This is a genomic window from Serratia plymuthica NBRC 102599 (assembly GCF_001590925.1).
Classification (GTDB): Bacteria; Pseudomonadota; Gammaproteobacteria; order Enterobacterales; family Enterobacteriaceae; genus Serratia; species Serratia plymuthica.
Genome location: NZ_BCTU01000003.1, coordinates 124,878 through 148,469, shown reverse-complemented (window position 1 = coordinate 148,469; position 23,592 = coordinate 124,878). Strand labels below are relative to the sequence as shown.

At 59.1% G+C, this 23,592-nt stretch carries 16 protein-coding genes; 15 read left to right on the top strand and 1 reads right to left on the bottom strand.

Features of this window, described 5'->3' with window-relative positions:
• The first annotated feature begins 134 nt into the window (after positions 1-134).
• The 15 genes from purL to SPL01S_RS02540 all read left to right on the top strand — a co-directional run bounded on the left by purL (position 135) and on the right by SPL01S_RS02540 (position 22,199).
• Positions 135-4,028: a phosphoribosylformylglycinamidine synthase gene (gene purL, locus SPL01S_RS02610; protein WP_174523940.1), complete on the top strand. Its 3,894-nt coding sequence runs from the start codon at positions 135-137 to the stop codon at positions 4,026-4,028.
• An 899-nt stretch (positions 4,029-4,927) separates the two neighbouring features.
• Complete coding sequence (locus SPL01S_RS02605; protein WP_013814167.1) at positions 4,928-6,364, top strand: sensor histidine kinase; 1,437 nt, start codon at positions 4,928-4,930, stop codon at positions 6,362-6,364.
• A 3-nt stretch (positions 6,365-6,367) separates the two neighbouring features.
• Complete coding sequence (qseG, locus tag SPL01S_RS02600) at positions 6,368-7,240, top strand: two-component system QseEF-associated lipoprotein QseG (RefSeq protein ID WP_073972013.1); 873 nt, start codon at positions 6,368-6,370, stop codon at positions 7,238-7,240.
• A complete protein-coding gene (glrR, locus tag SPL01S_RS02595; protein WP_004952130.1) occupies positions 7,237-8,574 on the top strand; it encodes a two-component system response regulator GlrR in 1,338 nt (445 codons plus the stop codon). Before qseG ends, glrR begins: the two co-directional genes overlap by 4 nt.
• A 129-nt stretch (positions 8,575-8,703) precedes the next feature.
• The gene (locus SPL01S_RS02590) at positions 8,704-10,326 is read left to right on the top strand and encodes an NAD+ synthase (RefSeq protein WP_004952129.1); all 1,623 of its coding nucleotides are present in this window, start codon (positions 8,704-8,706) and stop codon (positions 10,324-10,326) included.
• A 13-nt stretch (positions 10,327-10,339) separates the two neighbouring features.
• Positions 10,340-10,678 (top strand): nitrogen regulatory protein P-II, encoded by a 339-nt coding sequence (glnB, locus tag SPL01S_RS02585; protein ID WP_004847623.1) that lies wholly within the window; start codon positions 10,340-10,342, stop codon positions 10,676-10,678.
• Between the two features lie 323 nt (positions 10,679-11,001).
• Positions 11,002-11,925, top strand: a complete 924-nt coding sequence (locus tag SPL01S_RS02580; protein ID WP_004952128.1) for a LysR substrate-binding domain-containing protein — start codon at positions 11,002-11,004, stop codon at positions 11,923-11,925.
• A 115-nt stretch (positions 11,926-12,040) separates the two neighbouring features.
• Positions 12,041-13,504, top strand: a complete 1,464-nt coding sequence (locus tag SPL01S_RS02575; RefSeq protein WP_062868302.1) for a gamma-aminobutyraldehyde dehydrogenase — start codon at positions 12,041-12,043, stop codon at positions 13,502-13,504.
• A gap of 73 nt (positions 13,505-13,577) precedes the next feature.
• Complete coding sequence (gene ydcS, locus SPL01S_RS02570; RefSeq protein ID WP_062791754.1) at positions 13,578-14,732, top strand: putative ABC transporter substrate-binding protein YdcS; 1,155 nt, start codon at positions 13,578-13,580, stop codon at positions 14,730-14,732.
• A 54-nt stretch (positions 14,733-14,786) separates the two neighbouring features.
• Positions 14,787-15,815 carry an ABC transporter ATP-binding protein gene (locus SPL01S_RS02565; RefSeq protein WP_063197416.1) on the top strand — a complete coding sequence of 343 codons (1,029 nt, stop codon included), beginning with the start codon at positions 14,787-14,789 and terminating at the stop codon, positions 15,813-15,815.
• A gap of 7 nt (positions 15,816-15,822) precedes the next feature.
• A complete protein-coding gene (locus tag SPL01S_RS02560) occupies positions 15,823-16,761 on the top strand; it encodes an ABC transporter permease (protein ID WP_373282276.1) in 939 nt (312 codons plus the stop codon).
• Positions 16,751-17,557, top strand: coding sequence for an ABC transporter permease (locus SPL01S_RS02555; protein ID WP_006327351.1), 807 nt, complete (start codon positions 16,751-16,753; stop codon positions 17,555-17,557). Before SPL01S_RS02560 ends, SPL01S_RS02555 begins: the two co-directional genes overlap by 11 nt.
• A gap of 35 nt (positions 17,558-17,592) precedes the next feature.
• Entirely contained in the window at positions 17,593-19,017 is a 1,425-nt protein-coding gene (patD, locus tag SPL01S_RS02550; RefSeq protein WP_063197414.1) for an aminobutyraldehyde dehydrogenase, read from the top strand.
• An 87-nt stretch (positions 19,018-19,104) separates the two neighbouring features.
• Positions 19,105-21,015: an NAD(P)-binding protein gene (locus tag SPL01S_RS02545; protein ID WP_063197412.1), complete on the top strand. Its 1,911-nt coding sequence runs from the start codon at positions 19,105-19,107 to the stop codon at positions 21,013-21,015.
• Positions 21,012-22,199, top strand: a complete 1,188-nt coding sequence (locus SPL01S_RS02540; RefSeq protein WP_063197410.1) for a c-type cytochrome — start codon at positions 21,012-21,014, stop codon at positions 22,197-22,199. The genes SPL01S_RS02545 and SPL01S_RS02540 overlap by 4 nt, the downstream gene beginning before the upstream one ends.
• 41 nt (positions 22,200-22,240) lie before the next feature.
• Here SPL01S_RS02540 and hmpA read toward each other — a convergent pair whose 3' ends face one another.
• Positions 22,241-23,431 carry an NO-inducible flavohemoprotein gene (gene hmpA, locus SPL01S_RS02535; protein WP_063197408.1) on the bottom strand — a complete coding sequence of 397 codons (1,191 nt, stop codon included), beginning with the start codon at positions 23,429-23,431 and terminating at the stop codon, positions 22,241-22,243.
• Positions 23,432-23,592 lie beyond the last annotated feature (161 nt).

Here is a 23,592-nt window from a genome sequence, read left to right as displayed (position 1 = left end):
CGAACAGCTTTTATCAATAATAGCTGCGCAAACGGTTTCGTCGGCGGCGTAGATTCTCTATAATGGCGCGCGTTTTCCCCTGTTGCGCCCAAAGAAGTGCTGAAGTCAGTTGCTTCGAAGACGAGAGAACTTTGATTATGGAAATACTGCGTGGTTCGCCCGCTTTGTCGGCTTTTCGTATTACCAAACTGCTGTCCCGCTGTCAGGACGCTCAACTTCCGGTCAGTGATATCTACGCCGAATACGTCCACTTTGCCGATGTTAACGCACCGCTAAGTGCCGAAGAACATGGCAAGCTCACGCGCCTGCTCAAGTACGGCCCCTCTCTCGCCGAACATGCCCCTGAAGGCCGCCTGCTGTTGGTGACGCCGCGTCCGGGTACCATTTCCCCCTGGTCTTCCAAAGCCAGCGATATCGCCCACAACTGCGGTTTGAAGCAAGTGGTGCGGCTGGAGCGCGGCCTGGCGTTTTACGTCAAGGCGCCGACGCTGACCGAAGCGCAGTGGCAACAGCTTGCCGCGTTGCTGCACGATCGCATGATGGAAACGGTATTCAGCGAACTGCAGCAGGCAGAACAGCTTTTTGCTCAACATCAGCCGGCGCCGTACCAGGCGGTGGACGTGCTGGGCGAAGGTCGCAGCGCGCTGGAACAGGCCAACCTCAAGCTGGGGCTGGCGCTGGCGCAGGATGAAATCGACTATCTGCTGAATGCCTTTACCGGTCTGGGGCGCAACCCGACGGATATCGAACTCTATATGTTCGCGCAGGCCAACTCCGAGCACTGCCGCCACAAGATTTTCAACGCCGACTGGATCATCGACGGCGAACAGCAACCTAAGTCGCTGTTCAAAATGATCAAAAACACCTTCGAGCAGACGCCGGATTACGTACTGTCTGCTTATAAAGACAACGCGGCGGTTATGGAAGGCTCCCAGGTTGGCCGTTTCTTTGCTGCGCCGGAAAACGGCCAGTATGACTACCATCAGGAAGACGCGCATATCCTGATGAAGGTGGAAACCCATAACCACCCGACGGCGATCTCCCCATGGCCGGGTGCCGCTACCGGTTCCGGTGGCGAGATCCGCGACGAAGGCGCCACCGGTCGCGGGGCCAAGCCCAAGGCGGGTCTGGTGGGCTTCTCGGTTTCCAACCTGCGTATTCCTGGTTTCGAACAGCCGTGGGAGCAGGACTTCGGCAAACCGGATCGCATCGTGACCGCACTGGATATCATGACCGACGGCCCATTGGGCGGCGCGGCGTTCAACAACGAATTCGGTCGTCCTGCGCTGGTAGGCTACTTCCGTACTTATGAAGAGCAGGTCAACAGCCACAACGGCGTCGAACTGCGCGGCTACCACAAGCCCATCATGTTGGCGGGCGGTATCGGCAACATCCGCGCCGATCACGTGCAGAAGGGTGAAATCACCGTGGGCGCCAAGTTGGTGGTGCTCGGCGGCCCGGCGATGAATATCGGCCTGGGCGGCGGTGCGGCTTCTTCCATGGCGTCCGGTCAGTCCGATGCCGATCTGGATTTCGCCTCGGTGCAGCGCGACAACCCGGAAATGGAACGTCGCTGTCAGGAAGTGATCGACCGCTGCTGGCAGTTGGGCGAACAAAACCCGATTCTGTTTATCCACGACGTAGGTGCCGGCGGCCTGTCTAACGCCATGCCGGAACTGGTCAGCGACGGTGGCCGCGGAGGCCGTTTCGAACTGCGCGACATCCTTAACGACGAGCCGGGCATGAGCCCGCTGGAAGTGTGGTGCAACGAATCGCAGGAACGCTATGTGATGGCGATTGCGCCGGCGCAGATGGCGCAGTTTGACGAAATTTGCCGCCGTGAGCGCGCACCTTATGCGGTGATCGGCGAAGCCACCGAAGAACTGCATTTGACGCTGAACGACAACCATTTCGACAATCAACCGATCGATATGCCGCTGGACGTGCTGCTGGGCAAAACGCCGAAAATGACGCGTGACGTGACCAGTCTGCAGGCCAAAGGCGAGCCGATCCAACGTGCGAACATCACCCTGGAGGATGCGGTAAAACGCGTTCTGCATTTGCCGGCGGTGGCAGAGAAAACCTTCCTGATCACTATCGGCGACCGCACCGTAACCGGCATGGTAGCCCGTGACCAGATGGTTGGCCCGTGGCAGATCCCGGTAGCCGACTGCGCGGTGACCACCGCCAGCCTGGACAGTTACTACGGTGAAGCGATGTCGATCGGCGAACGTGCGCCGGTTGCCTTGCTGGACTTCGCCGCCTCCGGCCGCCTGGCGGTAGGGGAAGCGCTGACCAACCTGGCCGCGACCGAAATCGGTTCGCTCAAGCGCGTGAAGCTTTCCGCTAACTGGATGGCGGCAGCCGGTCACCCGGGTGAAGACGCCGGCCTGTATGCCGCGGTGAAAGCGGTGGGCGAAGAGCTTTGCCCGGCGCTGGGTATCACCATTCCGGTGGGCAAAGACTCGATGTCGATGAAAACCCGCTGGCAGGAAGGCGAAGAGCAGCGCGAAATGACGTCGCCGCTGTCGCTGGTGATCACCGGGTTTGCCCGCGTGGAAGACGTTCGCCACACCGTGACGCCGCAACTGCGTACCGATAAGGGCGAGAGTGCGCTGTTGCTGATCGACCTGGGCAACGGTCATAACGCATTGGGCGCTACCGCACTGGCGCAGGTTTACCGCCAACTGGGCGACAAGCCGGCCGACGTGCGCAATGTAGAACAGCTGGCAGGCTTCTTCAACGCCATGCAGCAACTGGTGGCCGATCGTGCGCTGCTGGCATACCACGACCGTTCCGACGGCGGCCTGCTGGTCACGCTGGCGGAAATGGCGTTTGCCGGCCACTGCGGCGTGAACGTGGATATCAAAGGGCTGGGCGACGATGCGCTGGCAGCGCTGTTCAACGAAGAGCTGGGCGCGGTGATTCAGGTCACGGCCGACCGGCTGGAAGCGGTGCAACAGGTCTTTGCTCAACACGGCCTGACGGACAATGTGCATCACATCGGCAGCGTGCAGGCCGGCGATCGCTTTGTCATTACTCAGGGCGACAAAGCGCTGTACAGCCAAAGCCGCGCGACCTTGCGCACCTGGTGGGCGGAAACCACCTGGCAGATGCAACGCCTGCGCGATAACCCGGAATGCGCCGATCAGGAGCACCAGGCCAAGCAGGACGACCGCGACCCGGGCCTGAACGTCAAGCTGACCTTTGCGCCGGAAGAAGACATTGCCGCGCCTTACATCGCCAAGGGCGCACGCCCTAAAGTGGCGGTGCTGCGCGAGCAGGGCGTCAACTCCCACGTTGAGATGGCGGCAGCCTTCCACCGCGCCGGCTTCGATGCGGTAGACGTTCATATGAGCGATCTGCTGGAAGGGCGTCGCGATCTGCAAGACTTCCATACGTTGGTTGCCTGTGGCGGTTTCTCATACGGCGACGTACTGGGTGCCGGCGAAGGCTGGGCGAAGTCGATTCTGTTCAACGACCGCGTTCGTGACGAATTCGAATCCTTCTTCCACCGTCCGCAAACCCTGGCATTGGGTGTGTGCAACGGTTGCCAGATGATGTCGAACTTGCGCGATCTGATCCCGGGTGCTGAACACTGGCCACGTTTCGTACGCAACCTGTCGGATCGTTTTGAAGCGCGTTTCAGCCTGGTGGAAGTGGCGGCCAGCCCGTCGCTGTTCATGCAGGGCATGACCGGTTCACGCATGCCGATCGCCGTATCCCACGGTGAAGGGCACGTTGAAGTGCGTGATGCAGCGCATCTGGCGGCGTTGGAAAGCAGTGGTCTGGTGGCATTGCGCTTTGTGGACAATGCCGGTCAGGTAACGGAAACCTATCCAGCTAACCCTAACGGTTCTCCAAACGGCATCACCGCAGTGACCAGCAGCAACGGCCGTGCGACGGTGATGATGCCGCACCCGGAACGTGTATTCCGTACCGTGAGCAACTCATGGCATCCGGAAGAGTGGGGCGAAGACAGCCCGTGGATGCGCATGTTCCGCAACGCCCGCAAGCAATTGGGCTAAGCGGTTACCACGCGGTAATGAAAGGGGCGCAAGAGATTGCGTCCCTTTTTACTTATTGCGCCGGTGCCTGTTTGCCGTTGTCTGCATTTTGCGACAGAGAACCTTTTTCGTGTCTCTAAAAAGAGACACTTAACTCATTGATTTATAATGGTGAAAAATTAATTGGCTTAAGTTGTCGGTTTTTGGCGACAGGGTGATGATTTTTTAATCGACCCATAGCAGGTTAATTTGAGCTTATAGGCTGAATTTTTATTTATTTATCAATATATTCAATGTGTTAATAAATATGTTGAAAAGTTGGCATGTAAAGTGCATTATTATCTCCAGTTGCTCATTCAACTTTTTATGACGGCCCCGTATTTAGACGGAAGTTTGCCTCATAAGCCTCCGAATGATGCCAAAGAAATGGTGCCTATCGTCCAACCAAACCGATAACAGACGCGCAAGCGGCTTTATCAAGCATCGGGCGACACGTGGAGTGAGGCACCGCCTGTATCCAACTGTGATGAGTGTTCATCAATCCCGGATACTTATGGATGCTATTCGTCCTGTTCGATGCCAGCCTTGTGCTACATCACCTTGGGGACGAGATTCAAGGGCATCCGCACTTTCTTGCGATGGGGCAGTCCTGCCCCAGCGTCAAATACCCCTCATACTTGAAGCTGCATCTGTGTTGACTGCACTTGTGCGCACCAGTCACTTACTTGAGTAAGCTCCTAGGGACTTACAAGCTTGTCGCCTTGATGCAACTCCAATTATTTTGGGTATATACGATAGGTCCAAACGCAAACTCCCTACCTACGGCACGCTTCCCTATATTTTCCTGACGCTTCGCCGAACGCCGGGCTTTCCTCTCACCGGTGACTCGGTTAGCATCGAAGCAGATGAGAGACAATGAGATGATTTCGTTGAAAAGATGGCGTTTATTCCCCCGCTCGCTGCGTCAGCTGGTCCTGATGGCGTTTCTGCTGGTGCTGCTGCCGCTGTTGGTGCTGGCTTATCAGGCTTATCAAAGCCTGGATCATCTCAGCGCGCAGGCGGCGGATATCAACCGTACCACGCTGGTGGATGCGCGGCGCAGCGAGGCGATGACCAGCGTGGCGCTGGAGATGGAGCGCAGCTACCGTCAGTATTGCGTGCTGGTCGATCCCACCCTGGAGCGGCTGTACCAAAATCAACGTAAGCAGTATTCGCAGATGCTGGACGCCCATGCGCCTATCCTGCCGGATGAACGCTATTATCAAACGTTGCGCAGCCTGCTGACCCAGCTCGCTGCGATTAAATGCCAGAGCAGCGGGCCGGACAAACAGGCATCGACGCTGCTGGAGTCATTTTCGCGTTCCAACGCCGAGATGGTGCAAGCTACGCGCGCTGTAGTGTTCTCGCGCGGCCAGCAGTTGCAGCAGGCGATTGCCGAACGCGGCCAGTTTTTCGGCTGGCAGGCGCTGATGCTGTTTCTGGTCAGCGTGTTGCTGGTGGTGCTCTTCACCCGCATGATTATCGGCCCGGTGAAAGCGGTGGAGCGCATGATCAACCGTCTGGGGGAGGGGCGAGCGCTGGGCAGTACCGAGTCGTTTAAAGGCCCACGTGAGCTGCGTTCGTTGGCGCAACGCATCATCTGGTTGAGTGAACGCCTGGCGTGGCTGGAGTCGCAGCGGCATGAGTTCCTGCGCCATATCTCGCATGAATTGAAAACGCCGTTGGCCAGCATGCGCGAGGGGACGGAACTGTTGGCAGACGAAGTGGCCGGCCCGCTGACCTCCGATCAGAAAGAAGTCGTGACTATTCTCGATAACAGCAGCCGCCACCTGCAACTGCTGATAGAGCAGTTGCTGGATTACAACCGTAAACTGGCCGATGGCCCGGCGGAGCATGAGAATGTTGAGCTGCGCGATATGGTCGAGTTGGTGGTCGCCGCGCACAGTTTGCCGGCCAGGGCGAAAATGATCCGCACCGAGATCACATTGGATGCGGAAATCTGCTGGGCAGAGCCTACGCTTTTAATGCGCGTGCTGGATAATCTCTACTCCAATGCGGTGCACTACGGCAAGGAATCCGGTAACATTTGGATTCGCAGCCGTCAGGTTGGGCAACGGGTGCAGATTGATGTCGCCAACAGCGGCACGCCCATCCCCGAGGCCGAACAAACCATGATTTTTGAGCCTTTTTTCCAGGGTAGCCACCAGCGAAAAGGGGCGGTAAAAGGAAGCGGTCTGGGGTTGAGCATCGCTCAGGATTGTATCCGCCGGATGCGCGGTGAATTGCAGCTGGTCGAAGTCGCCGGCGCAGACGTCTGCTTCCGCATTGAATTGCCATTAACCGCCGAGAATGAATAAATAATGTACACATGGTCTAAACGCCTTCGTCTATTGCAGACCGAACGTTCACCGCGTGCCACGCAGAGCGCGCCACTCGGCAAGCGTCGTCTTTCCTTTTTAGGCAGCGTTCTTTGCATGCCGTTTTTGCTGGCAGGATGCGTCGATCGTGCGGTCAGCAGCGGCCTGAGTCAGCAGCAGCAAGAAGCGATCCCGGACACCAAAGTGGTGGATTACCGCATCGCAGCCTGCGATCCCCTCTGGCAGCTCGACGACAAAGACGCGTTGAATAATTCACTTTACTGGCTGCGCGCGATGGATTGCGCCGATCGCGTAGGATCGACCCAGGCGCGCTCGCTGGCGAAAACCCTGCCTGGCGACAGCTGGGACGGTATTTTCAAGCAAAGTATTCTGCTGGGCAGCGCCGAGCCGACGTCGGGCGAACGCCGCCAGATGATCGATCGTCTGAACAGTTACCGCCTGGCGTTCCCAAGCTCCTTGCGCCCGTTGCTGCAACTGTGGCGTCAGCAGCAGGTTCTGCAGATCACCTTGTTCGACGAAAAGGCGCGCTATCAGCACCTGCAGGAAAGCTCGGACAGCCAGATAGATGCGCTGCGCCAGAGCCAGATCCGCTTGCAGGCCCAATTACAGGATACTTCGCGCAAACTGGAGAATCTGACCGATATCGAACGTCAGCTCTCCTCGCGCAAGCAGTTACAGGGCGAAATCCCGGATAACGGCGCGACACAGCAAAAAACCGACGCCGCAGATAAAAATGCCGCGTCGGCCAAGGCCGCAGAGCCGGAAGCCGAACCGGAAAAGGGCACCGCCCTGCCGGTGGATCCGGAAGATACCTACGCGCCGCCCCCCGCTAACAAGGAGTCTCACGCGCGATGACAGCACGCAAACCGGCCAATCTGTTATTGGTTGACGACGATCCCAGCTTGCTCAAGCTGCTGGGTATGCGCCTGACCAGCGAAGGTTTTCATGTCACCACCGCCGAAAGCGGCCAGGAAGCGCTGCGCCTGTTGGGGCGCGAACAGATTGATCTGGTGATCAGCGATCTGCGGATGGACGAAATGGACGGCATGGCGCTGTTTGCCGAAATTCAAAAGCACCAGCCTGGCATGCCGGTCATCATCCTCACCGCCCATGGTTCGATCCCGGATGCGGTAGCCGCCACCCAGCAGGGCGTGTTCAGCTTCCTCACCAAACCGGTGGATCGCGATGCGCTGTACAAGGCCATAGATGAAGCGCTGTCGCTTTCGCTGCCGGCCGGTGACGACAGCTGGCGCGAAGATATCGTCACCCGCAGCCCGATTATGCTGCGCCTGCTGGAGCAGGCGAAAATGGTGGCGCAGTCCGACGTCAGCGTGCTGATCAATGGCCACAGCGGCACCGGTAAAGAAGTGCTGGCCCAGGCGATCCACGGTGCCAGCCCGCGCGGCAAAAAGGCGTTTATCGCCATTAACTGCGGCGCCTTGCCGGAACAACTGCTGGAGTCTGAACTGTTCGGTCACGCCAAAGGGGCGTTTACCGGTGCGGTCAGCAGCCGTGAAGGGCTGTTCCAGGCGGCGGCGGGCGGCACGCTGTTCCTCGATGAGATCGGCGATATGCCGCTGTCGTTGCAGGTTAAACTGCTGCGCGTGCTGCAGGAGCGCAAGGTGCGCCCGCTGGGCAGCAACCGCGATCTGGACATCGACGTGCGCATTATTTCCGCCACCCACCGTGACCTGCAAAAGGCGATGGCGAAAAACGAGTTCCGCGAAGATCTCTACTACCGCCTGAACGTGGTGAACCTGAAGATCCCTGCGCTGAATGAACGGGCTGAAGATATTCCGCTGTTGGCCAACCATCTGCTGCGTGAATCCGCCAAGCGTCACAAGCCGTTTGTCCGCAGCTTCTCTTCCGACGCCATGAAGCGCCTGATGACCGCCACCTGGCCGGGCAACGTGCGCCAACTGGTGAACGTGATCGAGCAGTGCGTGGCGCTGACGTCTGCGCCGGTGATCAGCGAAGCGCTGGTGGAGCAGGCGCTGGAAGGGGAAAATACTGCGTTGCCGACCTTCGTCGAGGCGCGCAATCAGTTTGAATTGCACTATCTGCGCAAGCTGTTGCAGATCACCAAGGGTAACGTAACCCAGGCCGCACGCATGGCGGGCCGCAACCGTACCGAGTTTTATAAATTGCTGTCGCGCCACGAGCTGGACGCCAACGATTTTAAAGAATGATATTTTCCGCCATGGCCTGCGCGCGCAGGTTCTCAACAAACGTGGCGGAATGATTTACACTCCGTTCTCTTTGTCGTGGCATGACCGGGCGTAGAGAACCATGGAACGTATTAAGCAGGATCCTAAACAATGAGCAGATCACTTTCCATCGCATTGGCCCAGCTGAATTTGCTGGTCGGTGACATTGAAGGCAACACCGAACGCATGTTGCAAACCGTGCAAGAGCAGCAGAAGGCGGGAGCCGATCTGGTCATGTTCACCGAGCTGGCGCTGTCCGGTTACCCGCCGGAAGACCTGCTGTATCGCGACGATTTCTACCAACGTTGTGACGCGCAACTTCATCGCCTGCAGCAGGCGTCCACCGATGTGGCGATCCTGGTTGGCCACCCGTGGCGCGAAGGTGACAAACTGTATAACGCGTTGTCGCTGTTCTCCGAAGGGCAACTGTTGGCGCGCTATTTCAAGCAACAGCTGCCGAACTACGGCGTCTTCGATGAGAAACGCTACTTCCACGCCGGCAACGAAACCTGCGTGGTGAACCTGAAAGGCTATCGTCTGGGCCTGCTGATTTGCGAAGACCTGTGGTTCCCGGAACCGGTCGATGCCGCCAAGGCCGCCGGCGCCGAAATGATTTTGTCGATCAACGCCTCGCCGTACAATCGCGAGAAGCCGTATATCCGCAAGACGCTGATGGCCGGCCATTGCCAGCGCACCCATCTGCCGCTGGTGTATCTGAACCAGATCGGCGGGCAGGATGAATTGATTTTTGACGGTTGCTCGAAGGTGTTCGACGCGGCCGGCAACATGACCCACCGCCTGGCGGCGTTTGCCGAGCAGGTGACGCTGTTGAGGTTCAACGAACTGGACGTGGTGCCGATGACCGCACCGGCCGCCGAGTTGCCGCAGCTGGCGCAGGTTTATGAAGCGCTGGTGCTGGCGGTGCGCGATTACGTGACCAAAAACGGCTTCAAGGGCGCGGTGTTGGGGCTGTCCGGCGGTATCGACTCGGCGCTGACCCTGGCGATTGCCGTTGATGCCTTGGGCAAAGACAAGGTGCAGGCGCTGATGATGCCGTTCCGCTACACCGCGGATATCAGCATCGCCGACGCCAAGGAAGAAGCTGAAATTCTCGGCGTCGAGTTCGATATCGTCTCCATCGAACCGATGTTCGACGCCTTTATGGGCCAGCTGACGCCGATGTTTGCCGGTACCGAACGCGACACCACCGAAGAAAACCTGCAGGCGCGCTGCCGCGGCGTGGTGCTGATGGCATTGTCCAACAAGCGCCGCAGCATCGTGCTGACCACCGGTAACAAAAGCGAGATGGCCGTAGGCTACGCCACGCTGTATGGTGATATGGCCGGTGGCTTTGACGTACTGAAAGACGTGCCGAAAACGCTGGTGTTCAAACTGTCCGAATACCGCAATACCGTCTCTTATGTGATCCCGCAGCGCGTTATCGATCGTCCGCCGTCCGCCGAGCTGGCGCCGGATCAGGTCGATCAGGACAGCCTGCCGCCGTACGACATTCTGGATGCGATTCTGGAAGGTTACGTCGAACGCGATAAGTCGGTTGCCGATCTGGTGGCTGAAGGCTTCGACGAGGCGATCGTGCGCAAGGTTATCCGCCTGGTGGATATCAACGAATACAAGCGGCGTCAGGCCGCCGTCGGGCCGCGTATTACCGCCCGCAATTTCGGCAAAGACCGCCGTTACCCAATCACATCCGGCTTTGGCCGCAAAAATTGGTAATTAAGGAAAGAAGATGAAAAAAATTGACGCGATTATCAAGCCGTTCAAACTGGATGACGTCCGCGAGGCCTTGGCCGAAGTCGGCATTACCGGTATGACCGTGACCGAAGTGAAAGGCTTTGGCCGCCAGAAAGGCCACACCGAGCTGTACCGTGGCGCGGAGTACATGGTCGATTTTCTACCGAAGGTGAAAATTGAGATTGTCGTGGCCGACGATATCGTCGACACCTGCGTGGAAACCATCATGCAGACCGCGCAAACCGGTAAAATCGGCGACGGTAAAATCTTCGTCTTCGACGTGGCGCGCGTGGTGCGTATTCGTACCGGCGAACAGGACGAAGAAGCGATTTAATGTGATCCTCTACCGAGCACCGCCGGCTTGAGCCTGGCCGGTGCTCGGCTTCTTACCCCCCGCTAAAAACGTCCCAAGGCTTTATCTCTCAGTCATTTCCGCCATAAGCATTCTAAAAAAGCGAAGGCTATCGCGTTTTTGATAGTTTTTTCGATCGCTTTCCTCACGGGATCTACACTCAACTCAACTATCTTGATTAAGGCGATCCCCATGAATGTCAAGTTGCGGCCAGGCGGCAAGGGCGTGCATCCCCAGGATCATTCTCGCGTAAGTGGTTGTAAGCGCACGCAGACAACAACGCAGCGGCTTGAAAGGTGATGGGGATGATGACGCTGCGCCAAATCCGCCACTTTATCGCCGTGGCGGAAACCGGTTCGATCTCCGCCGCCGCTCAGGCGGTGTTCGTTTCACAGTCGTCGCTGACGCTGGCCATCCAGCAATTGGAAACCGACATTGGCGTGCGGCTGTTTGATCGCCACGCCAAGGGCATGAACCTGACGCATCAGGGTCATCAGTTCCTGCGCCAGTCTTACCTGATCCTCGCCACGGTGGATAACGCCAAGCGCAGCCTGCAACTCGGCACCGAAAGCCTGACCGGCAAACTGACCATTGGCGTCACCAGCCTGGTGGCGGGCTACTTTTTGGTGGAACTGCTGAAGCGGTTTAAATCGGCCTATCCCAACGTCACCATTCAGGTGATAGAAGATGAACGTCCCTATATTGAGCATCTTCTGGTGAGCGGGGAGATCGATATCGGTGTGCTGATCTTGTCGAATATCGAAGACCGCGATGCGCTGCAAACCGAAGTGCTGATGCATTCGCCGTATCGCCTGTGGTTGCCACCGCTGCACCCGTTGCTGGAGCACGAAAGCATCAGCCTGGCAGACGTGGCAAAGCAACCGCTGATCCAGCTTAACGCCGACGAAATGGACGTGCATGCGCGGCGCATCTGGGCGCGCGCCGGGCTGAAGCCGGAGATCGCCATGAAAACCGCTTCGACCGAAGCGGTGCGCAGCCTGGTGGCGGCGGGGATGGGGGTTTCCATCCAGCCGGACATGGCGTACCGCGCCTGGTCTCTGGAAGGCAATATGATTGAGGCGCGCAAGCTGGCGGATCTGCTGGAGCCGCTGGATATCGGCCTGGCGTGGCGGCGGGGCAGCGCGCGGCCGGAACTGGTCACGCCGTTTCTCACCATCGCGCGTGAGAATGGCAATATGCATGCCGCCGGCCTGAAGCATTCGATTTAATCGAACGCGGCCTTCAGTATTTAGAATTTGTTGGCTGCCTGATGCTCGCATAGTCTGATTAAAACTAACTTATTCACATTTTGTTAACGTTTTCGTCACTCAGGGGCAGCAGGCAATGGCAGATGTGCATTTCCTTACAGGCTTGACCTGTCAGCAATTTATTAACGGTGAGTCGGTCGAAGGCGAAGGCCAGCAAGAGTGCATCGTTAATCCCGCCAATGGCGAAACGCTGGTTTCGATTACCGAGGCCTCATCGGCGCAGGTCGGCAGCGCGGTCAAGGCTGCACAACAGGCTTTTGGTCAATGGTCGCGTACCACCCCGGCTTACCGAGCTTCTATTTTGTTACGCATCGCCGATGCCATCGAGCGGCAGGCCGAGTATTTGGCCGGGTTGGAAGCGCTTAACTGCGGCAAGCCGCTGCACCAGGCACGCAGTGACGATCTCCCGGCAGCCATCGACGTTTTCCGCTTTTTTGCCGGCGCAGTACGTACCCAGCAGGGGCAGCTAGCCGGCGAATATATCGAAGGGCACACCTCAATGATCCGCCGCGATCCGATCGGCGTGGTGGCCTCTATTGCGCCGTGGAATTATCCGCTGATGATGGCGGCATGGAAAATCGCCCCGGCGCTGGCCGCGGGCAACACCGTGGTATTCAAACCTTCCGAACATACCCCGTTGAGCATTTTGGCGCTGGTGCCTGCATTGCAGGAGATCCTGCCGCCGGGGGTGTTGAACGTTCTGTACGGCGGCGGGGAGGGCGTCGGCAGCCATTTGGTCGGCCACCCGCAGGTTCGGTTGGTATCGGTGACCGGCGACATCGTGACCGGGCAAAAAATTCTGCAGGCGGCGGCGAAAAGCGTCAAGCGCACGCATCTGGAACTGGGCGGTAAAGCGCCGGTGATTGTCTGTGACGATGCCGATCTCGACGAGGTGGTCAGCAGCATCCGCACTTACGGCTATTACAACGCCGGCCAGGACTGCACCGCCGCCTGTCGTATCTACGCGCAGGCGGGGATTTACCCGAAGCTGGTGGACGCGTTGGGTGAAGCTGTCGCCAGCCTGCGCTTTGCCCGCAAGCGCGATGAAGACAACGAAATCGGCCCGCTGATCAGCAGCCGTCAGCGCGATCGCGTCGCCAGTTTTGTCGAGCGGGCGCTTAGCCAGCCGCATATCGAATTGATCACCGGTGCCGCCGCGCACTCCGGCCCGGGGTTTTACTACCAGCCAACGCTGCTGGCCGGCTGCCTGCAAAGCGATGAGATCGTTCAGCGCGAAGTGTTTGGCCCGGTCGTAAGCGTAACCCGCTTTGACCATCTGGAACAGGCGGTCAACTGGGCCAACGATTCCGAATACGGGCTGGCCTCATCGGTATGGACGCAGAATATCGACAAGGCGCTGCATATCGCAGCCCATCTGCAATACGGCAGCACCTGGATCAACACCCATTTCACCCTGGCGAGCGAGATGCCGCACGGCGGCCTGAAGCGTTCCGGCTACGGTAAGGATCTTTCCAGCGACTCGCTGCAGGATTACAGCGTTGTAAGACACGTAATGGCGAAATTCAAAGCCAGCTTCTAGCGGTTTCATAAAGCAAAAAACCGCGGCAGCCGTTCCCTGCCGCACACAGATACGCAACACAGGGGTAATTACGATGGGAAAAACTACCGCAGTCACCACCACGCTCTCCGCGCTCTGTATCACCGTGCTTTGCGGCTTGGCCCAGGCGGCCGAGTTGCCGCAGGCGCTCGGTAAAGGCGAAGGACGGCTGGATATCATCGCCTGGCCCGGTTACATCGAGCGCGGCCAGTCCGACAAAAACTATGACTGGGTCACCCAGTTTGAGAAACAAACCAGCTGCGCGGTGAATGTGAAAACCGCCGCAACCTCCGATGAAATGGTCAGCCTGATGGCCAAGGGCGGTTACGATCTGGTCACCGCGTCCGGCGACGCCTCACTGCGATTGATCCTCGGCAAGCGGGTACAACCGATCAATACCGCGCTGATCCCCAACTGGAAAAGCATCGACCCACGCCTGCTGAACGGCGCCTGGTACACCGTGGACGGCAAAACTTACGGCACGCCGTATCAGTGGGGGCCAAACCTGCTGATGTACAACACCAAAACCTTCCCGACGCCGCCGGACAGCTGGGGCGTAGTGTTCCAGCAACAGAATCTGCCGGACGGCAAAACCAATCAGGGCCGGGTGCAAGCTTATGACGGACCGATTTATATCGCCGATGCGGCGCTGTTCCTGAAGGCCACTCAGCCACAACTCGGCATCAGCGATCCGTATCAGCTTAATGAAGAGCAGTATCAGGCGGCGTTGAAGCTGTTGCGCACTCAACACGCGTTGATCCACCGCTACTGGCACGATACTTCGGTACAGATGAGCGATTTCAAAAATGAAGGCGTGGTCGCTTCCAGCGCCTGGCCGTATCAGGCCAACGCCCTGAAAGGCGAGGGCCAGCCGATCGCCACGGTCTTCCCTAAAGAAGGGGTTACCGGCTGGGCGGATACCACCATGCTGCATGCCGACGCCAAACACCCGAATTGCGCCTATCAGTGGATGAACTGGTCGCTGGAGCCGAAGGTGCAGGGCGACGTGGCCGCCTGGTTCGGTTCAGTCCCTGCTTCTCCGGCAGGCTGCAAGGCCAGCGCGCTGCTGGGCGAGAAGGGCTGTGAAACCAACGGATTTAATCAGTTCGACAAGATCGCCTTCTGGAAAACGCCGCAGGCGCAGGGGGGCAAGTTCGTGCCGTACAGCCGCTGGACGCAGGACTATATCGCCATCATGGGTGGCCGCTAACGAACAGGGGCGCAGTTCGCTGCGCCCAAACAGCATCAGTGTGGAGCGTACATCATGACCATTGCCGTGCAATTTATCGATGTTTCGCGGACCTTCGGCGATGTTCGTGCCGTAGACCGAGTGTCTATCGAGATCCAGGACGGAGAATTTTTCTCCATGCTCGGGCCTTCCGGCTCGGGGAAAACCACCTGCCTGCGGCTGATCGCCGGTTTTGAGCAACTGAGCGCCGGCTCGATCCGCATACACGGGCAAGAGGCCGCCAACCTGCCGCCCTATCAGCGTGACGTGAATACCGTGTTCCAGGATTACGCGCTGTTCCCACACATGTCGGTGCTGGAAAACGTCGCTTACGGGTTGATGGTCAAAGGTGTCGCCAAACGCGAACGGCTGGCGCGTGCGCAGGAGGCGCTGGACAGCGTGGCGTTGGGGTTTGTGGCCGAACGCAAACCGGCGCACCTTTCGGGTGGCCAGCGGCAGCGCGTTGCGTTGGCCCGGGCCTTGGTCAACCGGCCACGGGTGCTGTTGCTGGATGAACCGCTCGGCGCGCTGGATCTCAAACTGCGTGAGCAGATGCAGGGCGAACTGAAAAAACTGCAGCGCCAGTTGGGCATCACCTTTATTTTCGTCACCCACGATCAAAGCGAAGCGCTGTCGATGTCCGATCGCGTGGCGGTGTTCAACAATGGCCGCATCGAGCAGGTCGATGCGCCGCGCGAACTGTATATGCGGCCGAAGACACCGTTCGTCGCCGAGTTTGTCGGCACCTCCAACGTGGTACGCAGCGAACTGGCGCAGCGGTTGCTTGGCCAGACCGCCACCTTCTCGATTCGCCCGGAGCATATCCGCCTGGCGGATCAGGCCGGTGCGGCACCGGATGAAATCCAGGTGCAGGGCAGGGTGCAGGAGATCCATTATCAGGGCGCGGCAACGCGTTATGAAATCGCGCTGAGCAGCGGCGAAAAACTGCTGGTCAGCCAGGCAAATCCCCAGTGGCATGCCGGTGGGCAGCAGCGTTTGATCGGGCAGCCGGTCACCGCCTGCTGGTCGCGTGAGGCGATGGTGCCGCTGCTGGAGGAGAGGTGAGATGGATATGAGCATCGACTTTCCCGCGCCGCGCCGCGGTACTCTGCGCGCTCTGTCGACCTGGTTCTATCGCCGCCCGACGCTGTATCTGTTGCTGCTGTTGGTGCCGCCGCTGTTGTGGTTTGGCGCGGTGTATCTCGGTTCGCTGTTGACGCTGCTGTGGCAAGGGTTTTACACCTTCGACGACTTCACCATGACGGTGACGCCGGATCTGACCTTCGATAACCTGCGGGCGCTGTTCAACCCGGCCAACTACGACATCATCCTGCGCACCCTGACGATGGCGGTGCTGGTGTCGCTGGCCAGCGCGGTGCTGGCGTTCCCGATTGCCTATTATATGGCGCGCTACACCAGCGGCCGCGTCAAAGCGTTCTTCTACATTGCGGTGATGATGCCGATGTGGGCCAGTTATATCGTCAAGGCCTATGCCTGGACGCTGCTGTTGGCTAAAGACGGCGTAGCCCAGTGGTTCCTGCAACACCTCGGGTTGGAACCGGTACTGGCGGCAATCCTGAGCGTGCCGGGCGTAGGGGGCAACACCCTGTCGACCTCCGGGCTGGGGCGTTTTCTGGTGTTCGTGTATATCTGGTTACCGTTCATGATTTTGCCGATCCAGGCCGCGCTGGAGCGTTTGCCGCCTTCGCTGTTGCACGCCTCGGCGGATCTGGGCGCGCGCCCGGCGCAGACTTTCCGTTACGTAATCCTGCCGCTGGCGGTGCCGGGCATTGCTGCCGGGTCGATATTCACTTTCTCGCTGACGCTGGGGGACTTCATCGTGCCGCAGCTGGTGGGGCCGCCGGGTTACTTTATCGGCAGCATGGTGTACGCCCAACAGGGGGCGATCGGGAATATGCCGATGGCGGCGGCCTTTACCCTGGTGCCGATCGTACTGATCGCGATTTATCTTTCCATTGTGAAACGTCTGGGGGCCTTCGATGCACTCTGAACGCGCGCCGTTAGGGCTGAAGCTGGCCGCCTGGGGCGGTTTGATCTTCCTGCATTTCCCGCTGGCGATTATCGCCATCTATGCCTTCAACACCGAGGATGCTGCGTTCAGCTTCCCGCCAAAGGGGTTTACGCTGCATTGGTTCAGCGTGGCCGCCGGCAGGCAGGATATCCTCGATGCGATGCTGCTTTCGGCGCAAATAGCCGCGCTGGCGACCGCCGTGGCGCTGGTGCTGGGCACCCTGGCGGCCGCGGCGCTGTACCGGCGTGATTTCTTCGGCAAGGACAGCATTTCGCTGCTGCTGTTGTTGCCGATCGCACTGCCGGGCATCGTCACCGGTCTGGCGTTGCTGGCGGCGTTCAAGGCGCTGAATATCGAGCCGGGGGTGCTGACCATCGTCATCGGTCATGCCACCTTCTGCGTGGTGATCGTGTTCAATAACGTGATTGCCCGTTTCCGCCGCACCTCTTACAGCCTGATAGAGGCGTCCATGGATCTGGGCGCCGACGGTTGGCAAACCTTCCGTTACGTGATTTTACCCAACCTGGGGTCGGCACTGCTGGCCGGCGGCATGCTGGCGTTCGCGCTGTCGTTTGACGAAATCATTGTCACCACCTTCACCGCCGGGCATGAGCGCACGTTGCCGCTGTGGTTGCTAAACCAGCTTGGCCGCCCGCGCGACGTGCCGATCACCAACGTGGTGGCGTTATCCGTGATGTTGCTGACCATGATCCCGATTTTGGGGGCCTATTACCTGACTAAAGGCGGCGAAAGCGTCGCCGGCAGCGGCAAATAATTTCCTAACCAGACATCTTACAAAAGGATAACCCTATGCAAAGCCAACTGCTGATTAACGGTCAACTGGTTACCGGCCAGGGGACGTCGCTGCCGGTGTATAACCCGGCGACCGGAGAGGTGATCTTGCAGGTAGCGCAAGCCAGCCTGGAGCAGGTGGATCAGGCGGTGCTGGCGGCCGACGCCGCCTTTGCCGAATGGGGGCAGACCACGCCGAAAGAGCGTGCCGACTGCCTGCTGAAGCTGGCGAGTCTGATCGATAGCCACGCGGAAACCCTTGCCCGGCTGGAATCGCTCAACTGTGGCAAACCTTATCACTGCGTGCTGAACGACGAACTGCCGGCAGTGGCCGACGTATTCCGCTTCTTCGCCGGTGCCAGCCGCTGCCTGAGCGGGCTGGCGGCCGGCGAGTATCTGGCCGGGCACACCTCGATGATCCGCCGCGATCCCCTGGGCGTGGTGGCCTCGATTGCCCCCTGGAACTACCCGCTGATGATGGCGGCGTGGAAGTTGGCCCCGGCGCTGGCGGCGGGCAATTGCGTGGTGATTAAACCGTCGGAACAGACTCCTCTGACCACCTTTAAGCTGGCCGAACTGGCCGCCGGGCTGTTCCCGCCGGGCGTGCTTAACGTGCTGTTCGGCCAAGGGGTCGGTGTCGGCGATCGGCTGACCGGCCATGACAAGGTACGAATGGTGTCGCTCACCGGTTCGATTGCTACCGGGGAACACATTATCGCGCATACCGCTCCGGGCATTAAGCGCACCCATATGGAGCTGGGGGGCAAGGCGCCGGTGCTGGTGTTTGATGATGCCGACCTGCAACAGGTGGTAGAAGGCATCCGCAGCTTTGGTTTTTACAACGCCGGTCAGGACTGCACCGCCGCCTGCCGCATTTATGCCCAGAAAGGCATTTACCCCGAACTGGTGAAGCGGCTGGGCGAGGCGGTCGCCAGCCTGAAAATAGGGCCGCCGGAGGACGAAAGCAGCGAGCTTGGCCCGCTAATCACCGCCCAGCATCTGGAGCGGGTGGCAGGGTTTGTCGAGCGGGCGAAGGCGCTGCCGCATGTGCAGGTGGTGACCGGCGGTGAGCGGGTTAACGGCCCCGGCTACTATTTCCAGCCGACGCTGCTGGCCGGTACGCGGCAGGAAGATGAAATCGTGCAGCGGGAGGTGTTCGGCCCGGTAGTCACTATCACCGAGTTTGACGATGAGGCGCAGGTGCTGGCCTGGGCCAATGAGTCCAACTACGGGTTGGCATCGTCGTTGTGGACCCGTGACGTGGGCCGTGCGCATCGGTTGAGCGCCCGCCTGCAATACGGCTGCACCTGGGTGAATACCCATTTCATGCTGGTGAGCGAAATGCCGCACGGCGGCCAGAAGCTGTCGGGCTACGGCAAGGATATGTCGATGTACGGGCTGGAGGACTACACCGCGATCCGGCATGTGATGTTCAAACATTGATTTTACTGTATTTATCCGCAAAATAGCGCGCCTTCAGACCGGCTTCGACCGGTCTGACTGATAATAAGAATTGAAAGGAAGCCAATTATGGGTATCACCCGACGCGATTTTCTCAACGGGGTGGCGATCACCATCGCCGCCGGGCTGACGCCGCTGCAAATTCTGCGCGCGTCACCGCAAACCGCCAATCAAACCCTGTACTATCCGCCGACGCTGACCGGGTTGCGCGGTAACCATCCGGGCTCGTTCGAGCACGCGCACCAACTGGGGCGCGACGGCAAGGCATTCGATTTCGGCAGCGTACCCGCCACGGAAGAGTTTGACCTGATCGTGGTCGGTGCGGGCATCAGTGGGTTGGCCGCTGCCTGCTTCTGGCAGCAAATGAAGGGCGCACAGCAGCGTATTTTGCTGATCGACAACCACGATGATTTTGGCGGCCACGCCAAGCGCAATGAATTCAGCAGCGAAAACGGCACTATTCTCGGCTATGGCGGCAGTGAGTCGCTGCAATCACCACGCTCGAACTTCAGCCCGGTGGCGATGGGGCTGCTGCAAAAACTCGGCGTCAGCATCGACAACCTGGAAAAGGCGTTCGATAAAACCTTCTACCCGGATCTGAACCTGAGCCGCGGCGTCTATTTCGATCGTAAAAACTTCGGCGTCGACAAAGTGGTGAATGGCGATCCGGGGCGGATGGTGGCGGATGATATTCCGCATGATCGGCTTAATGGCCGCTCCTACGAAGCCTTTATCGGCGATTTCCCGCTGCCGGAAAGCGACCGACAGGCGTTGATCGCGCTGCACACGGTGGACAAGGATTATCTGCCGGACCTGACTCAGGAACAAAAGAGTGAATGGCTCGACAAGCACAGTTATAGCCAGTTCCTGCGTGAAAAGGTCGGTCTGAGCGAAATGGCTATCCGTTATTTCCAGCAGACTACCAGCGATTTCCAGGCGGTGGGCATTGACGCCACTTCGTGCAGCGATGCGCGCATCTGCGATCTGCCCGGCCTGAACGGCATGAACCTGCCGCCGCTGGATGAGGAGTCGCAGGCGGATCTCGACGATCCTTACGTGTTCCACTTCCCGGATGGCAACGCCACGCTGGCGCGCCTGATGGTGCGTCATCTGATCCCGGCAGTGGCGCCGGGCGGCAAGGACATGAACGACATCGTGCTGGCGAAGTTCGACTACGGCCGGCTCGATCGGCCGGAATCGCCGGTAAAACTGCGCCTGAACAGCACCGGCTTGCACGCGGCGAATGTCGGCGACAAGGTTGAAGTGACCTATATGACCGGCGAGAAAATGACTAAGGTACGCGCCGGGCAGGTGGTGATGGCCGGTTACAACATGATGATCCCGTATCTGGTGCCGGAAATGTCGCATGAGCAGCAAGAGGCGCTGAAGCAGAACGTCAAGTCGCCGCTGGTGTACAGCAAAGTGGTGATCCGTAACTGGCAGCCGTTTATCAAGCTGGGCGTGCACGAGGTGTATTCGCCGACCGCGCCTTATTGCCGCGTGAAGCTGGATTATCCGGTGAGCATGGGCGGTTATGAACATCCTCGTGACCCGAATCAGCCGATTGGCCTGCATATGGTGTACGTGCCGACGCTGGCGGGCAGCGGGCTAAGCCCTCGCGAACAGTCGCGCAAAGGCCGCGCCTTGCTGCTGGGCACGCCGTTCGAGGTGCATGAGCAGATGATCCGCGAACAGTTGCAGGGCATGCTGGGTTCCGCCGGTTTCGACCATCAGCGCGATATTCAGGCGATCACCGTTAACCGCTGGTCGCACGGCTATTCCTACTTCCTCAATGGGCTGTTTGATGATGAAGAGGAGGCGAAAAAAATCATTGAGACGGCGCGTAAGCCGATAGGCAAGATTGTCATAGCCAACTCGGATTCGGACTGGAGCCCGTACGCCAACTCGGCAATCGATCAGGCATGGCGCGCGGTCAATGAACTGGCCTTCGGCCAGGCGGCCGTCAAGGAGGGAGCATGAGTTTACGTTCATGGTATCTGCTGACCTTGCTGGCGGCGGGCGGTTCGGCTCAGGCGATGTCGGCCGGGGAATACGTGGCCAAGGCCGGTGACTGCACCGCCTGCCATACCGCGCCGGGCGGCGCTTTGCTGGCCGGCGGCATGAAGTTCCCGACGCCGCTGGGCGCTATTTACGCCACCAATATCACGCCGGATAAGCAGCACGGCATCGGCGCTTATTCTTTTGACGAGTTTGACCGTGCCATGCGCCAGGGCATCGCCAAAGATGGCCATCGCCTGTATCCGGCGATGCCCTATACCTCTTACGCCAAGATGAATGCGGCGGATATGCGCGCGCTGTACGATTATCTGATGCAGGAAGTGCCGGCGCAGAACGCCGCCAACCGCGCCGGCGATATCCGTTGGCCGTTGTCGATGCGTTGGCCGCTGGCGGTTTGGAATCAGCTGTTCCATGACGATGCCCAATATCGGCCGGACAGCGGGCAGAGCGCCGAGTGGAACCGCGGCGCTTATCTGGTGCAGGGCGCGGGCCACTGCGGCAGTTGCCATACGCCGCGCGGCTGGGCAATGCAGGAAAAGGGGCTGGACAGCAAGGAACCGGCCTTCCTGAGCGGGGCCGAGCTGGACGGTTGGCACGCGTCTAACCTGCGCGGTATGTCGCAGGAAGAGGTGGCGGCACTGTTGAAAACCGGCCGCAGCCGACATGCTGCGGTGGCCGGGCCGATGAGCGAGGTGGTCACCCACAGTACGCAGTATCTTACCGATGGCGACCTGAACGCCATTGCCACTTATCTGCACAGCCTGGCGGCGGAAAAACCTCCGGCCGAGAAAGCCGTTGCCCCGGTGGCCGGCAGTCAACAGGCCGGGCAGCGCACCTATGCAATGTACTGTTCAACCTGCCACGGCAATAAAGGCGAGGGCAGTGACAACACCATTCCGGCATTGGCGGGCAACGCGACGGTGACGGCGGACAATCCGCTGACGGCGCTGCGAGTCTTGTTGGAAGGGGCGCAAACGCCGATCACTCAACAGGCTACCGCGATCGCCATGCCTGGTTACGGCTGGGCATTGAATGACCGGCAGGCAGCCGATCTGATGAGTTACTTACGCGGAAGTTGGGGCAATCAGGCTGGGGCGGTAACGGCGCAGCAGGTGCAGGAGGCGCGTAAGCTGGCGGAGAAATAACGGCGGGGCGCGGTGCTGTTCACAGACCGCGCCCCGTTTGATTACAGTACCTTATGCGGGCCGAAGCATTCGTAATGGATACGTTCGGCGTTCACGCCCATTTCCAGCAGTTGTTTGCCGACATGCTGCATAAACGGCACCGGGCCGCAGAAGTAGTAATGCATCTGTGGATCGTCGAGCGTTTCGCGCAGTGCGCTGAGGTCCATCAACCCGCGGCTCTGATAATCGCGGCCTTCCACGTCGTCGGAGCCCGGCTCGCGGTACCAGACGTGACTGCTCAGGTTTGGCATGCGGCCGGCGATATCCGCCACTTCATCTGCGAAGGCGTGAACGCTGCCGTTTTCCGCCGCGTGCAACCAGTGCACGTTCGCCTGATGTTGGCTGTCGTGCAGGGCATTGAGCATACCGAGCATGGGCGTTTGGCCTACGCCGGCGGAGATCAGGGCTACCGGGGTGGTTGGCTGCACGTCAAGGAAGAAATCCCCGTGCGGCGGCGCCAGATAAAGTACATCGCCCTCTTTGGCCTGCTGATGCAGGAAATTCGAGACCTTACCTTGATCTTCACGCTTCACCGCGATGCGGTAGTATTCGCCGTTAGGCGTAGTGGTCAGTGAGTATTGGCGGATTTCCTGATTTTCCATGCTGTCGTGATTGATATAGACCGCCAGATATTGCCCCGGCTTGAAGTCACCCACGCGGCCACCGTCCACCGGCGCCAGCACGAAGCTGCAAATCACGTCGCTTTGCGGCTGCTTTTTGACAATGCGGAAAGCGCGCCGTTCGCGCCAGCCGCCATTCGCGTCTTCACTTTCCTGATAAATCTGGCCTTCACGCTGGATGAATACGTTCGCCAATACGCCGTAGGCCTTGCCCCAGGCATCCAGCACTTCCTGGCCTGGGCTGAACATTTCGTCCAGCGTCGCCAACAGGTGGCCGCCGACAATTTGATACTGCTCTGGCTGGATATTCAGGCTGGTGTGCTTTTGGGCAATACGCTCTACCGCCGGCAGCAACGCCGCCAGATTTTCGATATTGGCGGCATAGGCGCAGATCGCATCGAACAACGCCTGGCGTTGATCGCCGTTGCGCTGGTTATTCATGTTGAAAACATCTTTCAACTCAGGATTGTGTTCGAACATGCGATCGTAGAAATGAGCGGTCAGTTTAGGCCCGGTCGCAGCCAGCAGGGGGATTGTGGATTTTACGGTGGCGATGGTTTGGCTATCCAGCATGGTAGCGCTCCTTTGGCTTCAATTATTGGTATATTTATAAAGTTGCATATTAAATGCATCTTTATGTTTGCGCAAATACTAGCGATTTCCGCCGGGGCTGTAAATACCCTTATTTTTGTTGCGGCGTTGTTAAGCGTCGATCTCGCTCACAGAACATGAAA

Bases quoted from the DNA above. Each gene is read 5' to 3' on its own strand.
- SPL01S_RS02605 (WP_013814167.1), top strand. From the start codon at position 4,928: ATGATTTCGTTGAAAAGATGGCGTTTATTCCCCCGCTCGCTGCGTCAG.
- qseG (WP_073972013.1), top strand. From the start codon at position 6,368: ATGTACACATGGTCTAAACGCCTTCGTCTATTGCAGACCGAACGTTCA.
- glrR (WP_004952130.1), top strand. From the start codon at position 7,237: ATGACAGCACGCAAACCGGCCAATCTGTTATTGGTTGACGACGATCCC.
- SPL01S_RS02590 (WP_004952129.1), top strand. From the start codon at position 8,704: ATGAGCAGATCACTTTCCATCGCATTGGCCCAGCTGAATTTGCTGGTC.
- glnB (WP_004847623.1), top strand. From the start codon at position 10,340: ATGAAAAAAATTGACGCGATTATCAAGCCGTTCAAACTGGATGACGTC.
- SPL01S_RS02580 (WP_004952128.1), top strand. From the start codon at position 11,002: ATGATGACGCTGCGCCAAATCCGCCACTTTATCGCCGTGGCGGAAACC.
- SPL01S_RS02575 (WP_062868302.1), top strand. From the start codon at position 12,041: ATGGCAGATGTGCATTTCCTTACAGGCTTGACCTGTCAGCAATTTATT.
- ydcS (WP_062791754.1), top strand. From the start codon at position 13,578: ATGGGAAAAACTACCGCAGTCACCACCACGCTCTCCGCGCTCTGTATC.
- SPL01S_RS02565 (WP_063197416.1), top strand. From the start codon at position 14,787: ATGACCATTGCCGTGCAATTTATCGATGTTTCGCGGACCTTCGGCGAT.
- SPL01S_RS02560 (WP_373282276.1), top strand. From the start codon at position 15,823: ATGAGCATCGACTTTCCCGCGCCGCGCCGCGGTACTCTGCGCGCTCTG.
- SPL01S_RS02555 (WP_006327351.1), top strand. From the start codon at position 16,751: ATGCACTCTGAACGCGCGCCGTTAGGGCTGAAGCTGGCCGCCTGGGGC.
- patD (WP_063197414.1), top strand. From the start codon at position 17,593: ATGCAAAGCCAACTGCTGATTAACGGTCAACTGGTTACCGGCCAGGGG.
- SPL01S_RS02545 (WP_063197412.1), top strand. From the start codon at position 19,105: ATGGGTATCACCCGACGCGATTTTCTCAACGGGGTGGCGATCACCATC.
- SPL01S_RS02540 (WP_063197410.1), top strand. From the start codon at position 21,012: ATGAGTTTACGTTCATGGTATCTGCTGACCTTGCTGGCGGCGGGCGGT.
- hmpA (WP_063197408.1), bottom strand. From the start codon at position 23,431: ATGCTGGATAGCCAAACCATCGCCACCGTAAAATCCACAATCCCCCTG.